Source organism: Thermoplasmata archaeon (assembly GCA_015063285.1).
Lineage (GTDB): Archaea > Thermoplasmatota > Thermoplasmata > Methanomassiliicoccales > Methanomethylophilaceae > Methanoprimaticola.
Map to the genome: position 1 here is coordinate 21670 of SUST01000012.1, position 15254 is coordinate 36923.

The window sequence follows — 15254 nt, forward strand, 5'->3', positions numbered from 1 at the left end:
CCTTTCGGGCCCCTTGGGATATATTGGAGTAACTAATTCCTCAAAACAGTTTCTTGCGACCTTTCTTGGTACCCTTGCCTGCGGACGAATCGAGTTTCTGAAGGAGCTCCTTCTCTTCGTCGGAGACCTTCTTGGGGATGTCAACGAACACACGGACCATCATATCGCCCCTCGAAGAGGAGTTCATCCTGGGAAGACCCTTTCCCGGGATCCTTAGGACGGTTCCGACCTGTGTTCCCGAGGGAATGGTCAGCATGACCTTGTCGCCGTCGATGGCGGTGACGGTCTCCTCTCCTCCAAGCACCAATTTGGGATAGCTGGTGGTGATCTCAGACCAGAGATTAGCCCCGTCACGTTCGTATTTCTTGTCCTCCTTGATGTGGACGACAACGAACAGGTCTCCCGCCGGACCGCCGTTTATACCAGCGTTACCGGCACTGGGGACCCTGATCCTCATGCCTTCGTCGATTCCTTTCGGTACGTTCAGATCGATATGGGAATCTGTGGTGATTCTTCCGTTACCGCGGCAGCGGGGACACTTCTCCGCAGAGGATTTCCCCTTTCCGCGGCATTCAGGACAGTCGGATACGGATACCATGTTCCCGAAGGGGGTCCTCCTTACCATCTGCACCTGACCGGATCCACCGCACTTGGAACAGGTGGTGACCTTTCCGTTCTTTCCTCCCGTTCCCTTACAGTCCTCACAGATGACGGTATGGGGGACATCGAGCTTTACCTTCTTGCCCTCCAGGACGTCCTTGAGTGTGATCTCGATGTCGTACCTGAGGGAGTCTCCCTGCTGGGGGGAATTGCGGGACCTGGATGACCTCATGCCTCCGCCGAACATGCTTCCGAAGATGTCTCCGAATATGTCGCTGATGTCGTCGGCACGCGTGAAGTTGTCCCAGGTGAACCCGCCTTCTCCGAACTGCTGTTTGACTCCGTCGAAACCGTACTGATCGTACAGGTTCCTCTTCTCCTGATCCGAGAGGACCTCGTAGGCTTCCGAGATCTCCTTGAACTTAGCTTCCGCTACTTCCTTGGGCTCGGTGGATACGTCAGGGTGGTACTTCTTCGCAAGGGAGCGGTACGCCTTCTTTATCTCCTCTGGAGTGGCAGTCTTCTCCACTCCGAGTACCTCATAGTAGTCTCTCGGCATCAGTCTCACTCGTCGTCCACGATCTTGTAGTCGGCGTCCACATAGTCGCCGTTGCCTGCGTTGCCAGAGTTCTGCTTGGGGGCCTCTCCGCCTGCTGCTGGTCCCTGCTGGGCCTGCTGCTGTTGGGAAGCTTCCTGATAGACCCTCTGACTGATGGGGCCCATAGCCTTCATGAGAGCATCCATCTTCGCCTTGATGTCATCGACGTTGTCGGACTTGTTGGCGGTCTCCAGGTCGGAGATGGCTGCCTCGATGCCTGCCCTCTCCTGCTGGGTGACCTTCTCTCCGAGCTCGTCGAGCGACTTGCGAACGGTGTAGACGGCTGTCTCGGCCTGGTTGTGGACCTCGACCAGCTCTGCCTTCTTCTTATCCGCGTCGGCGAACTGCTCGGCCTGCCTGACGAGATCGTCGATCTCATCCTTGCTGAGCTTGTTGGAGGATGCGATTGTGATCTTCTGCTCCTTTCCGGTTCCCTTGTCCTTCGCGGTGACGTTGATGATACCGTTAGCATCGATATCGAAGGTGACCTCGATCTGAGGGATTCCGCGGGGCGCGGGTGGGATTCCGTCGAGGATGAACTTACCGAGGGACGTGTTGTCCGCTGCCATCTGCCTCTCTCCCTGGACGACGTTGATCTCCACGGAGGGCTGGTTGTCTGCTGCGGTGGAGAACACCTGCGACTTCTTCGTCGGTATGGTGGTGTTCCTGTCGATCAGCTTGGTTGCGATTCCTCCGAGGGTCTCGATACCGAGGGACAGAGGAGTGACATCGAGCAGGAGGACATCCTTGACCTCTCCGGACAGGACAGCTCCCTGGATTGCAGCTCCCATGGATACGCATTCCATCGGGTCGATTCCGCGCTGGATCTTGGGTCCGACGATGCTCTCGACGAAGTTCTGCACGATGGGCATCCTGGTAGGTCCTCCGACCATGATGATCTTGTCGATCTTGTCGTTGGACAGGTGCGCATCGCTGATAGCCTGAGTGATGGACTGCCTGCACCTGCTGACGATGGGCTCCACGAGCTCCTCGAGCTTGGCACGGGTGATGGTCTGCACCAGGTGCTTGGGGCCGGATGCGTCGGATGCGATGAAGGGCAGGTTGACCTCTGTCTGCATGGTGGTGGACAGTTCGATCTTCGCCTTCTCACATGCCTCTCTGACCCTCCAGAAGGCCATGTTGTCCGCTGCGAGATCGATTCCGGTCTGCTTCTTGAACTCTCCGATGACGTAGTTGGTCAGAGCCTCATCCATATCGGATCCTCCCAGCTGGGTGTCTCCGGATGTGGACAGGACTTCGAAGACTCCGTCGCTGAAGTCCATGATTGTGACATCCAGGGTTCCTCCTCCGAGGTCGAAGACCATGATCTTCTGCTCGACATCGGACTTGTCAAGACCGTATGCGAGTGCCGCTGCGGTAGGCTCGTTGATGATACGTACTACATCCAGTCCTGCGATCGCTCCGGCATCCTTGGTTGCCTGCCTCTGGTTGTCGTTGAAGTAAGCGGGTACTGTGATGACCGCCTTGTCGACGGTCTCTCCGAGATAGGATTCTGCGTCCTTCTTGATCTTCTGGAGGATGAATGCTGAGATCTGCTGGGGAGTGTATTCCTTGCCCAGCGCTGTGACCTTCTCGTTTCCTCCCATCTTCCTCTTGACGTTCTTGATGGTTCCGTCAGGATTCGTGACGGCCTGCCTCCTTGCGGGCTCTCCGACGAGGAGCTGTCCGTCCTTTGTGAATGCTACGTACGAAGGGAATGACTTTCCTCCGACGCTGGTTCCCTCTGCGCTGGGGATCATTGTCGGCCTTCCTCCCTCCATGATGGAGGCGGCCGAATTGCTTGTTCCTAGATCAATTCCGATGATTCTTGACATACTTGCTCACCTTCCTATTCTTAAGCCGTTTTCTTCGTCACTTTCACTTTAGTGAATCTTATGACCTTTCCGTTCAAGGTGTATCCCTTTTGGAACACCTCTGCAATCTGATCGTCCTCCTCGCCCTCCACGGCCATCAGGGCCTCGTGGTAGTTGGGGTCGAATTTCCCTTCCGCAGGGATCTCCTTCAGACCGTTGTTCTCGAGGATCTTCATCAGATTAGCCCTCACACCTTTGATTCCGACCACCAGGTCGTCATCCTCCTTCGCGTGCTCCAAAGCACGGTCCAGATCATCCACAATCGTAAGGAGATCGGTCACTATGCCCGAGGTCGCGACCTTCTTGTAGTCCTCGATCTCACGCTCCTTCCTCTTGCGGTAGTTATCGAAGTCCGCCTGCAGCCTCAGGGCAAGATCGAGATAGTGGTCGGCCTTAGCCTGGATCTCCGCAACGGGATCGACCTTTGGCTCATCCTCGACGATCTCGAACTCCTCGTCCTTCTTGGATGCATCGTCCTTCTTCTTCTCTTTAGACTTTCCAGTCATCTGGTTACCTCTTTAGTGCACTCGGATAAGTGTGAAGCGGGGGTTCTGGCCCCCGCGTTTGTTCAACGTGTTTACATCATGTCGTTCATGTCGGGCATGTCCTGGGGTCCGGGACCGCTGTGTGTCGCGGCTGCGATGACATCGTCGATCCTCAGGATCATGACTGCAGCGTCGGTAGCGGAGTTGATAGCCTGTGTACCGATCCTGTAGGGCTCGATGACATTCAGCTTCTTCATGTCCTCCACCTTTCCGGTGTAGGGGTTGAATCCAGCGTAGAGCTTCTTTCCCTTGTGCTGCTTCCTCATCTCGATCAGGATGTTGATGGGGTCCTGACCTGCATTCTCTGCCAGTGTGGAGGGGATGACCTCCATTGCGGAAGCGAATGCCTCGATTGCGATCTGCTCTCTGCCGCCGACGGACTGTGCGTAGTCACGGAGCTGCATTGCGATCTCCATAGCGGTGGATCCTCCTCCGGTGACCATCTTTCCATCCTCGATTGCGACCTTGACGACGGACCATGCGTCCACGAGGGATCTCTCGACCTCGTCTGCGACGTGGTTGGTTCCTCCCCTTACGAGGATGGTGACTGTCTTGGGGTCCTTGAGTCCGGAGATGAATGTCATCTGCTCCTCTCCGACCTTCTTCAGCTCGACGCAGTCTGCGTAACCGAGATCGGTCTTCTCGAGGTCGCTGATGTTGTTGATGATGTTAGCACCAGTGGACTTTGCGAGCCTCTCCATGTCAGACTTCTTGACACGCCTGCATGCATAGATGCCTGCCTTTGTGAACATGTGCTGTGCGGGGTCGTCGATTCCCTTCTGGCAGAAGACGACGTTTGCACCGGATGCGACGACTTTGTCGACCATCCTCTTCAGCATGTTCTCCTCCTCCTTGACGAATGCGGAGAGCTGTGCGGGGTCGTTGATCTGGATCTTCGCGTCGATCTCGGTCTTCTTGACCTCGAATGCGGAGTCGATCAGTGCGATCTTTGCCTTCTTGACGACCTTCTCCATGTTCAGCTGGACGGGCTCCTTGTCAATGACGAGACCTTTGATGATCTCGGTCTCTTCCATGTTGGCGCCTGCCTTCTTGACTGTTGTGATATTCTTGAGGTCGATGTCGTAGCCCTTGCCCTTCTTGTCGGCGATGGTCTTGACGGCGTCGACGACGATATCTGCGAAGAGTTCCTTGGACTGGTTGACCTGCTTGGAGATCATTGCGGTCTCAGCGATGAGCTTCAGTGTCTTGGTGTCATCGATGGAGACTTTCATTGCGATCTTCTCGAGGATCTCCTGTGCCTTCTCGTTTGCCATCCTGTATCCCTTTGCGATGATTGTGGGGTGGACGTTGGCGTCGATCAGGTCTGTTGCTTTCTTGAGGAGCTCTCCGGCAAGGACGACGGATGTTGTTGTTCCGTCTCCAACCTCTGCATCCTGTGTCTTGGCGACCTCGACGAGCATCTTTGCTGCGGGGTGCTGCACATCCATCTCCTTGAGGATGGTGACTCCATCGTTGGTGATGATGACATCTCCCATGGAATCGACAAGCATCTTGTCCATTCCCCTGGGTCCCAGGCTGCTCTTGACTGCTCCGGAAATAGCGACGGCTGCCGAGATGTTGTTCATCTGGGCATCCTTTCCTTTCTCTCTCTTTGTTCCTTCTCTCAGGATGATTACGGGGGCGTTACCCATTCCCATTCTACTTCCTCCAATATATTCCAATTTGGAATGACTGATACGGATAAAGTTTGTTCTTCTATATAAATCTAACCTACCGTATCCTCGGTCGCTCCGATTGATCGGAAGAAGTATCCAGACAGTTCGTGTCAGCGTATGAACAGGAGCTCGCGGTACTTGGGAAGAGGCCACATCTCATCATCGACTATCATCTCTAGATCGTCGATGAGCACCCTTATCTTCTCTATGTACGGGATTATCTTATCATGATACGCATTGGCCTTTGCGAAATCGGTCTTGAGGCCATTGGCCTTGTTGCACTCCGCCTCCATGTCGATGGCCAATTTGCGCACTTCGGAGAGATGCTCCGCTATATGCTTTATCAGAGAGACCTCTCCTGAGGAGAGCGCCTTGTATTCCTGGGCGGAGAAGACCTCCTTCATCTTTGAGACGTTATCGAGCAGCCTCGACTCGTACTGGATCGCGATGGGGAGGATGTGGTTCTCGGTAAGGTCCGCCAGTATCCTGGCCTCTATCTCCACCTTCTTGCTGTAGATGTCGCAGAAGGTCTCCTTCCTGGCCTCCAGCTCAGCCTCCGTCATGACGCCTGTCCTCTTGTACAGACCGACGGTCTTCTTATCCGTGAGGACGGAATAAGATTTAGGCGGGGAGGTCTCGCAGTCCAGACCGCGCTTCTTCGCCTCCTTCTTCCATTCGTCGGAATAGCCGTTGCCGTCGAAGCATATGTTCTTGGCTGCCCTGTATGTCTCACGGGTCTCGTCCAATATGGCCTGCATGACAGGGATCCCTTCGGCGACCCTCTCGTCGACGGCGGCCTTGAATGCCCTCAACTGATCGGCCACGATCGTGTTCAGTGTAGATACGGCGTTGGAGCAGTTGGCGGATGACCCCACCGCCCTGAATTCGAACCTGTTTCCGGTGAATGCGAAGGGCGACGTCCTATTCCTGTCGGTGTTGTCAAGCATCAGCTCCGGGATCTGGGGGATGTTGAGGCTGTAGGACTTCTTGCCCTTGAGCTTGACCATGTCCTTGGACTCCAGAAGGTCGTCGAATGCCTGCATGAGCTGCGTTCCCAGGAATGCCGATATGATCGCCGGGGGCGCTTCGTTCGCCCCGAGCCTGTGGGCGTTAGTCGCCGTAAGGACCGATGCTTTGAGCAGAGCGTTGTTGTCATACACGGCCTTGAGCACATTTGCTACGAACATGAGGAACATGAGGTTCTCGTTGTCGGTCTTTCCGGGTGTGAACAATCCGATACCGGAGACAGTGCCTATCGACCAGTTGCAGTGCTTTCCAGAACCGTTGACGCCTGCGAAGGGCTTCTCGTGGAACAGCACCTTGAATCCGTGCCTCTCCGAGACCTTCTTCATCATGGCCATGAGGAGGAGGTTGTGGTCGTTCGCCAGGTTGGCCGCCTCGTACACGGGGGCGATCTCGAACTGGTTTGGGGCCACCTCGTTATGCCTGGCCTTGATCGGGATACCTAGTTTGTAGCATTCGAACTCGAGATCCCTCATGAATGCAAGGACCCTCTCCGGGATGGATCCCAGATAATGATCCTCCAGCTGTTGGTTCCTTGCGGCGTTGTGCCCGATGAGCGTCCTGTCCACCATGATCAGATCCGGACGTAGTGAGAAGAGCGACGAATCCACCAGGAAGTACTCCTGTTCCCATCCGAGATAGGATACGACCCTGTCGTCCTTGATGCCGAAGTATTTGAGGAGCTCCTCCGCGGCCTTGCCGATCGCGATCTCCGACCTGAGCAGCGGCGCCTTGTAATCGAGGGCCTCCCCGTTGTATGAGATGAAAATCGTAGGGATGCACAGTGTGTCCTTGATGATGAATGCGGGCGATGAGGGATCCCAGGCGGTGTACCCTCTGGCCTCGAACGTGTTCCTGAGGCCTCCGTTGGGGAACGAGGATGCATCCGATTCCTGCTGGCAGAGCAGTTTTCCTGTGAACTCCTCGATGGCCTCGCCCTTTCCGAAGGGTTCTATGAAGGAGACATGCTTCTCCGCGGTTCCCCCTGTCAACGGTTGGAACCAATGCGTGTAGTGTGTGGCGCCCTTATCCATGGCCCATTTCTTCATACCAGCAGCAACATCCTCGGCTGTTTCCCTGTCCAGAGTGACACCTTGCTCGCTGGACTCGTAGATCTTGCGCCTCGTGTCCTCGGAGAGATATTCCCTCATGGCCTTCCTGTTGAATACGTTGCACCCGTAGTACTCAGAGGTCAGAGAAGATGGCGCGTCGACATCCAAAGGCATTTTTCTGAAGGCTTCGTCCACTGCTCTGAACCTGCTGCTAGGCATGTGTCGATGGATTGCGTCTTAACTAATATATCTTATCTGCAAGACCCGGGAGCGATATCGAACATCCTTATAGTAGAAATACAGGGAATTCTATCGGCCCGCATGGACTTCCTCGAGGGGGTGAAGCAGCGCTTCGATAGACCCCAGATCATCAGAATAATCGGTTCGTTCGTCGGGATCGGATTCCTGGGAGTATTGTGGGCCTTCTTCGACCTGCCCCTCCTGATAGCGTCCCTGGGTTCTACGGCCGTCACCCTGTTCGGTCTTCCCAAGGCGCCTCCGGCCAAACCGAGATCCGCCATCCTGGGGCAGTTCCTCTCAGCTATCTGCGGGTGGGTGACACAATATCTTCTGGGATCCGAATGGTATGCATGCGCCATAGCCGTCATGCTCTCGCTCATAGTGATGGTCGTCTTTGACTGCGTCCACCCTCCGGGAGGGGCGACTGCGCTCTCGGCGGTCCTCACTCCCCAGCCCTGGACGTTCATAATCGCCCCGGTCACCGTCAGCGTTATCTTCCTTGTCTGCGTTGCCTATGTCACCAACAAGGCCTGCGAGCGTTATGAGGAGAGGACGGAGCCCGCGAGATGAGGTAAGGACGTGTCAGAGGATTCGGATGTCAAGAAATGGAACACGGCTGCCGCTTTTGCTTTCGCGGTTGCGATAATAGCCGGAATACTCGTAGGATACTTCACTGAGATCGTCAACGCCGTCTTCACCATCCTGATAATCTCCGGCGGATATCTCGCAGTCTCATTCTACATCAAAGACAGGAACGATACTTCCGGAGGACCGTCGGAATACGGTGCTGCGGTCATGGGAGGGGTGCTCCTTGCCGGGATCGGTGCCTGCGGAATCATCTTCAGACTCACGGACAATGTCATACTGACGATCGCCTGCATATTGGCAGTGGTCATGCTGGCGTCTGTGGTCATGATATTCCGCTACCGCAAGTATCTGTGAGAGTTTTATTTACACAGGAATCGTTCCGCGGCGCATGAAGCAGTTAGAAGACTACGTCACCACGATCCCCGACTTCCCCAAGAAAGGGATCATGTTCAGGGACGTCACATCTGTAGTCCAGAACGGAGAAGGATTGAAGCTCGCCATCGACGGCCTCATAAAAGGACTCAAAGGCATCGATTTCGACCTTGTCGTCGGAACGGAATCTCGCGGATTCCTATTCGGTGCTCCCGTTGCATACGCTATGGGAAAGGGATTCATCCTTGTCAGGAAGAAAGGAAAACTCCCTAGAGAGGTCATTTCCGAGGATTACGAGCTCGAGTACGGAACGGCTACAGTCGAGATGCACACAGATTCCATCAAACCCGGGCAGAAGGTTGTCGTCATCGATGATCTCATCGCCACCGGAGGAACCACCGAAGCAGTCGTCAAGATGGTCGAGAGGCTCGGAGGAGAAATCGTCAGAATGGGATTCGTCATGGAGCTTGCCGGACTCGAAGGAATGAAGAAATTCGAGAAGTATCATCCGTTCGCACTCATCACATACCCCGGGAACTGATCCCGCCTCAAACTTCTTCCCTTCCATCAGTATAGGAAAATATGACCATTTTTCGTTGCTACGGTCAATATTCAGTTTACACGAAAAGTGCATGAGACTCCTCCAATTTGTACATTTTTCGATAAATTCCCGTTAAAATTTATATTGAGATCGGGACTATCTGTAGAGCATCAGAAAGAAAGAGGCATTTTGGTGAATCAGAGCAAAGTACTGATCATTGCCGTGATTGCCGCCGTACTAGCGATAATTGCTGGATTCGCGGCATACGCGGGGCTTTTCGATGATGGCAGTGCCGAGACAGGTTGGAGCATAGAACCAACCGAGGATTTAGTCTATAACGGAACTTCACAACAGTTGGTGAAGGTCGTAGTGGACGAGGGCACTATTTATTACAGTCTGGACGGAACAGAATTCACGACAGAGATTCCTTCCAAGACCGACGCAGGGAAGTACACCGTCTGGTGCAAAGTGGACAGGGACGGGGAAATAATCGGCGAAAGTAAGATTGCAGTCACAATCCGGCCGGCACCTGTCATCGTCAAAGTGGACGACTGCCAGAAATACCACGGAGAAGCGGACCCTGTATTCACAGCAGAGGTCAGCGGTACACTCGGTTCTGATAAAGTTACATACACCATCTCCAGGGAGCCTGGAGAGGATTGCGGAGGATACGTCATCAGCGCCTCCGGAGAAGAAGTACAGGGAAACTACAAGCTGACCTTCGAGAACGGATATCTCGTCATTTTTAACGAAGTCGTCGTGGTCACGCCCAACGATGCCTCTAAGGCCTACGGGTCTGCAGACCCCGTACTCACTGCCACGGTCGAGGGTGGAGAGGGAATCGAATTCACTCTGGTGCGCGAAAGCGGAGAACGCCCCGGCACATACAAGATACATGCAGTCGGAGAACGCGCTCAAGGCAACTACTTGGTCGAGTTCGGTACAGGTATTTTCACTATCGAAGGATCGCCCGAGACCGATCCTGTGACGCCGGTCAGTCCGACGGACAATTCGACCACTGAGGCTGTTCAGGGCCTCATCTACAACGGATCTCCCCAGGCTTTGGTGAAATCCACTTTCACAGATGAGACGATCACATACAGTCTGGACGGTAAGAACTACTCTTCGACCATACCCACAGGAACCGATGCGGGCAAATACACCGTATGGTACAAAGTGACGAAGAATTCGAAGACCCTTACCGAGAAATCGATTACTGCATACATCGAACCCAAGACGGTAACCGTCAAAGCCAACGATGTTTCCAAACAGTTCGGAAACTCGGACCCCACTTTCACTGCCACTGTAAGCGGCACCCTCGGTTCCGACAAGGTGAAATACACACTGTCAAGAGAACAGGGCGAAGAATTGGGAAAATACACAATCAGCATCACCGCCAACGAGGTCCAGGGCAACTATCGGCTTATGATCCTCACGGGAACCCTGTCGATCTACAAGATTGTCAAGGTCACTCCCAACGACGCTTCCAAGCAGTTCGGAACCAGCGATCCCGTATTCACGGCAACAGTCGATGGGGATGCGAATGTCAGCTACTCACTCACCCGTGATGCGGGAGAGGATCTGGGAGCTTACAAGATACACGCCACAGGAGAGAGGAATCAGGGCAACTATGTCGTTGAGTTCGATTCCGGTATCTTCAGCATCATGGCTACATCAGCATCGTGGGCAACGGAACCTGCAGCGCAATCGTACGATTTCGACGGATGGGCAAAGGAGCTTATCACTCCCGGAACCGTCGCAGAAGGAATCGCGTATTACAGATTATCCACTGAAAACTATTCGACCGATATCCCGACCGCTACCGAGCCCGGGATCTACAAGATATTCTGCAAAGTATCTGGAGGAGGCAGTGTTGCCGACTCCACGGAGATTGTTCTGATCTCCGAGATCAGGGAATACCTTTGGGACGGAGCAGAGACCAAGGAGCCCAGGACTGTAGACGGCAAATACATAATCCATCTCGCATCCGAATTGGCCTGGGTCGCTCAGAACAACTTCGCCAACGGAGGGTTCGACGGCAAGACATTCGAGATCGGACATGACATTGACCTCAGAAGCTACGAGTGGACCCCTATCGGATCAGTTTCCTCACCTACGACCTGCCCGTTCAAGGGCACTGTCAAAGGGAACAACCATGTGATTGAGAATCTGGTGATCCATTCCGGCAGCGACTATGTCGGTCTGTTCGGACATATGAGCGGAGGTCACGTCGAGAACTTGGCAGTGGACAAAATATCCATTTCAGGCTCGCGGCATGTCGGTACGATAGCAGGATTCCTCGACTCCACCGCTGAAGGACTGAAGGTGACCCATGTCGACCTGGACGGAAACAGGTATGTCGGAGCGATAGCCGGATACCAGACCAAGAAGATTTCCAATTCAGAAGTATCCTACGCGAACGTCCTGTGCAGCAGGATAACAATCTCCACCCCATACGCCCTGAGCGACATGGGCAACGATGTGGGAGGAATCTCCGGAATGTGCAACTCCGATGTCGATGACTGTACCGTCTCGCACCTGACCATCAACGGATACAGGAATGTGGGCGGAATAGCCGGAAACATCCAGGAGAACACGGTCACTGTCAAAGTCTCGGACTGTAACCTGAGCAGGACGACAATAATAGCCGATTTGAACGGAGGAAATGCCGGCATCCTGGTCGGAAGGGCCTCCGACACCACTCTGATGGTTAACAACTCCAATCTATACACCAGCATCATTTACATCACCACTCCCTCGGAGCAAGGAGGGGAGGGGAGCGGAGAGGACCCGATCACCACACCGCCGAACTATCTGACAGGAACATACGATAAGATTGTCGCTGAAGGAGACAAAGTGACGATTTACAAAGACAATGTTGCCACTGTATTGGAGGACATACACCAGATTATACTGGACGGTGTGACCATTAACGCATCGGAGAACACGCCCGCAATCGAAATCAAGAGCGATGCTTGGCTTACGGTAGTCATCAAAAATGACGTGAATCTCAAAGGCGGAAAGGATGCTGATGCCATCAGAGTTCATGAAAGTGGCGAAGTCACCATAACTGGAAGCGGAACACTGACCGTCATAGGTAACAATGGTCAGGAATACGATTCACATGAAGGATATAACAAAAAGGGCACCTCTGATTACGCATCGACCGGAGGGAGTGGAATCGGATTTGCAGGAAAAAGTGCTACAACAGGCACCATAAGGGTCACAAATCTCTCAGCCCTATATGCATACGGTTACGGTGGATGTGCAGCCGGAATCGGAGGAAGCAACGGGTCGGTAACAATCACATCTTCGACAATCAAAGAGGCCCGCGGAGGATTCGATGAAATCAACTTCCTCACCGACGGCAATGGAATGAGCGAAGCGGAAGGAGCTCCAGCTATAGCAGGAAGGACTATATTGATAGAAAACTCCATCATCGAAAAAGCTCTCGGAGGCAGTAAATCAGCTGGTATCGGAGGAAGATTCTGGGACAGCTCAGACATAACCATTATCAACTCAAACCTTCAGAACATTGTTGGAGGTAACGGTTCTGCTGGTATCGGAGGAAGTCACCCAGCACATAACGCAACCACCAAACCAGTCATCTACATCAGTATCCTAATCGAGAACTCCGACGTTACTGTAACTGGAGGATACTATGGAGCAGGTATTGGAAGCGGATATGACAGGTGCTGTGGAGAACAGGGATCTACCGACCTAACCATCGTTATCAGCTCATATTCCAACATAACCGCAGAGGGAGGAAAGTACGCCGCAGACATCGGTACTGGATTCCACTCAGGTATTCTGAAAGGAAGCATCGACAGCACCGTGAAGGTCCATGTCACTGAAGGCACTGTACCGAAGACCAGCAGCGGTTATTCCTATACGGCACAAAGCATCGGATATGGTGTGGTAGATTCTGCAAGAGAAGGGGCACCTCTCAAGAATGGAGATGACCTCGTCACGCCTACATTCACTGTGAGCGGTGTACCCATCACCAACCCGTTCGACCCTGAGAGATTGGATGCTGTAAAGGCTGCGTATCCAGCATGATGGAATAAAACGGCGAGTGGCCCTACTGGGATTCGAACCCAGGTCAGCGGAGTCGAGGTCCGGCAGGATATCCAAGCTACCCCATAGGGCCGTTCCAATGTAGCGCCATCGCCGATTAAAGGTTTTCACCTGTAAATCAGAGTGCCTGGTCGAAATTGGCCAGGTACTTCTCCTTAACCAAGAACGAATCGTCGATGTCATCGATCATGCGAAGATACAGCTTATAAGGCACTGCAAAAGAGAACTTGTCGCGATCCACATAACGTCTGGCGTACATGTCAGTCATACCGATTACCGCATGGGGGTCGTCCGACTCCCCTTCTGCCCTGGGCAATGCATATACCTGCTGGCAGGCGAAACCGTACGGCATTATCGCGGCTGGACCCGGAGTTGTCTTCGAGAATGAGACCAGCTGCTGCAACACACTCAGACGCGTAGGGTCCACCAGGAAGGCTACAACCTCTATCGGCTTCCCATCCTTCACTGCTGAATCCAATTCCTGGAAGACGATGGCATCCTTCCCATCACCGTAATCCTTGATAGCACTCTGCTGGAGCATGGCGATCTCCGGTGTTTTGAAATACGACATCCCCGAGCTCTTATGAGCTATCTGGTCTCTGACCTCCACTGGTATGACGGAAGCGGACCAGGCGGATCTCTGACGGTCACTTATCCCTCCGAAACCGAAACCGCTCTTCGATCCATGACAGGGAGAATGCTCAGAATCTGCCGCACACTTGTCGCCCAGACGCACGCAGCGTATGAAAAGAGAAGGAATCGTGCAATGGCCATTCTGCGGTACGAACGCATCCTCAGGTATGGTCTTCTCACGGTATATCGCTACAGCATGATTCTCCAGTCTCAGGATATCGGACAGCCTGCTCATGGAGGAAGAACGAAGATACGCCGATATAAGCATTGGCTGTAGCATCCAATTTCAGCAAGCTTGTCTTCTTCGTTGGGCAATGCCTTTATCCAACCTTTCCCATTGTGCGAACCATGTCGAAGGTGATCATGAATCACGGCGCCGGTGGAGAACTCATGCAGGAGTTCCTCGGCAAGCACATCACAAGCCACTTCCCCAAAATGAAAGCGGAAGTACCCCTGGACTCCATGGACGACTCTGCAGTCGTGGACGACGTGGTGTTCACCATCGACGGACACACCGTAAAACCATTGTTCTTCCCCGGAGGAGACATCGGAAAGATCTCCGTATCCGGTACCGTCAACGACATCTCGGTCATGGGTGCGACACCTATCGCACTTGCCTGCTCGGTCATCATCGAGGAGGGACTGGACATCGATGTGGTGGACAAAGTCATGGCAAGCATGGGACAGACTGCCGCAGACTGCGGAGTGCCCATCGTCACAGGCGACACGAAGGTCGTGGAAGCCGGTGCAGTGGATCAGATGGTCATGTCCACATCGGCCGTGGGAAAGAGGTCCCCCTACCTGGATTCCAACCTGGCCAAGGCTGCGGAATACAGGAAGGTCGAGAACAGATGGTGCACAGATTCCAGCGTCAGACCTGGAGATGCCATCATAGTCTCGGGATATCTGGGAGACCATGGTGTCGCGTTGCTTTCCTTCCGTGAGGGATACGGATTCGATGCCGACCTCCAGAGCGATGTCGCTCCTCTGAACAAGATGATTGCCGAAGGTCTGAAGACCGGAGGAATCGTTGCTATGAAGGATCCCACGAGAGGAGGACTTGCCAACACACTCAACGAATGGTGTAGCAAATCCCACATAGGAATGGAGATCAATTATGCAGACATCCCGCTCAGGGATGCCGTCGTCAACGGATGCGACCTTTTGGGAATCGATCCGCTGAGCATCGGTAACGAAGGCAAAGCTGTCATAGGTGTCGTACCTGAGATGGCCGAAGAGGTTCTGAAGACTCTCAGGAGGACTCCCGAGGGAAAGAACGCTGCGATCATCGGATACGCAACCGACGGACCGGAAAGAGTCGTCCTGAAAACCGAGATCGGCGGAAAGAGGATTCTCGAGGCCCCTGCCGGGGACCCCGTTCCAAGGATCTGTTGATCTGAATAATCGCCAGCTGGATTCTATGAAGAATCTAGCA

General features: G+C 53.8%; 11 protein-coding genes and 1 tRNA gene. 5 read left to right on the forward strand and 7 right to left on the reverse strand.

The genetic code is table 11. The features are described 5' to 3' along the window. Positions 1-40 precede the first annotated feature (40 nt). The 5 genes from dnaJ to E7Z62_06970 all read right to left on the reverse strand — a co-directional run bounded on the left by dnaJ (position 41) and on the right by E7Z62_06970 (position 7587). Positions 41-1159, reverse strand: coding sequence for a molecular chaperone DnaJ (gene dnaJ, locus E7Z62_06950; protein ID MBE6522840.1), 1119 nt, complete (start codon positions 1157-1159; stop codon positions 41-43). 5 nt (positions 1160-1164) lie between these two features. Beyond that, positions 1165-3033: a molecular chaperone DnaK gene (gene dnaK, locus E7Z62_06955; GenBank protein MBE6522841.1), complete on the reverse strand. Its 1869-nt coding sequence runs from the start codon at positions 3031-3033 to the stop codon at positions 1165-1167. A gap of 20 nt (positions 3034-3053) precedes the next feature. Then, the gene (locus tag E7Z62_06960; protein ID MBE6522842.1) at positions 3054-3578 is read right to left on the reverse strand and encodes a nucleotide exchange factor GrpE; all 525 of its coding nucleotides are present in this window, start codon (positions 3576-3578) and stop codon (positions 3054-3056) included. Between the two features lie 71 nt (positions 3579-3649). Then, entirely contained in the window at positions 3650-5275 is a 1626-nt protein-coding gene (locus E7Z62_06965; protein MBE6522843.1) for a thermosome subunit, read from the reverse strand. A gap of 128 nt (positions 5276-5403) precedes the next feature. Continuing rightward, complete coding sequence (locus E7Z62_06970) at positions 5404-7587, reverse strand: glutamine synthetase type III (protein MBE6522844.1); 2184 nt, start codon at positions 7585-7587, stop codon at positions 5404-5406. Between the two features lie 6 nt (positions 7588-7593). On the opposite strand from E7Z62_06970, the gene E7Z62_06975 reads away from it, so the two are divergent. From E7Z62_06975 to E7Z62_06990, 4 genes are all read left to right on the forward strand, one after another. Continuing rightward, on the forward strand, positions 7594-8178 hold the full coding sequence (locus tag E7Z62_06975; GenBank protein ID MBE6522845.1) for an HPP family protein: 585 nt from the start codon (positions 7594-7596) through the stop codon (positions 8176-8178). Positions 8179-8187: 9 nt separating this feature from the next. Then, positions 8188-8550 carry a hypothetical protein gene (locus E7Z62_06980; protein ID MBE6522846.1) on the forward strand — a complete coding sequence of 121 codons (363 nt, stop codon included), beginning with the start codon at positions 8188-8190 and terminating at the stop codon, positions 8548-8550. Positions 8551-8584: 34 nt separating this feature from the next. Then, the gene (locus E7Z62_06985; GenBank protein ID MBE6522847.1) at positions 8585-9109 is read left to right on the forward strand and encodes an adenine phosphoribosyltransferase; all 525 of its coding nucleotides are present in this window, start codon (positions 8585-8587) and stop codon (positions 9107-9109) included. 192 nt (positions 9110-9301) lie between these two features. After that, the gene (locus tag E7Z62_06990; protein ID MBE6522848.1) at positions 9302-13168 is read left to right on the forward strand and encodes a hypothetical protein; all 3867 of its coding nucleotides are present in this window, start codon (positions 9302-9304) and stop codon (positions 13166-13168) included. A 17-nt stretch (positions 13169-13185) separates the two neighbouring features. Here the strand turns inward: E7Z62_06990 and E7Z62_06995 are convergent. Both E7Z62_06995 and E7Z62_07000 read right to left on the reverse strand, forming a co-directional pair. After that, positions 13186-13259: transfer RNA gene (locus E7Z62_06995), tRNA-Arg, on the reverse strand. 45 nt (positions 13260-13304) lie between these two features. After that, positions 13305-14099 (reverse strand): hypothetical protein, encoded by a 795-nt coding sequence (locus E7Z62_07000; protein MBE6522849.1) that lies wholly within the window; start codon positions 14097-14099, stop codon positions 13305-13307. Between the two features lie 83 nt (positions 14100-14182). Between E7Z62_07000 and hypE the strand changes: the two genes are divergently transcribed. Continuing rightward, positions 14183-15214, forward strand: coding sequence for a hydrogenase expression/formation protein HypE (hypE, locus tag E7Z62_07005; GenBank protein ID MBE6522850.1), 1032 nt, complete (start codon positions 14183-14185; stop codon positions 15212-15214). Positions 15215-15254 lie beyond the last annotated feature (40 nt).

Bases quoted from the DNA above. Each gene is read 5' to 3' on its own strand.
- hypE (MBE6522850.1), top strand. From the start codon at position 14,183: ATGAATCACGGCGCCGGTGGAGAACTCATGCAGGAGTTCCTCGGCAAG.
- dnaK (MBE6522841.1), bottom strand. From the start codon at position 3,033: ATGTCAAGAATCATCGGAATTGATCTAGGAACAAGCAATTCGGCCGCC.
- dnaJ (MBE6522840.1), bottom strand. From the start codon at position 1,159: ATGCCGAGAGACTACTATGAGGTACTCGGAGTGGAGAAGACTGCCACT.
- E7Z62_06960 (MBE6522842.1), bottom strand. From the start codon at position 3,578: ATGACTGGAAAGTCTAAAGAGAAGAAGAAGGACGATGCATCCAAGAAG.
- E7Z62_06970 (MBE6522844.1), bottom strand. From the start codon at position 7,587: ATGCCTAGCAGCAGGTTCAGAGCAGTGGACGAAGCCTTCAGAAAAATG.
- E7Z62_06985 (MBE6522847.1), top strand. From the start codon at position 8,585: ATGAAGCAGTTAGAAGACTACGTCACCACGATCCCCGACTTCCCCAAG.
- E7Z62_06975 (MBE6522845.1), top strand. From the start codon at position 7,594: ATGGATTGCGTCTTAACTAATATATCTTATCTGCAAGACCCGGGAGCG.
- E7Z62_07000 (MBE6522849.1), bottom strand. From the start codon at position 14,099: ATGCTACAGCCAATGCTTATATCGGCGTATCTTCGTTCTTCCTCCATG.
- E7Z62_06965 (MBE6522843.1), bottom strand. From the start codon at position 5,275: ATGGGAATGGGTAACGCCCCCGTAATCATCCTGAGAGAAGGAACAAAG.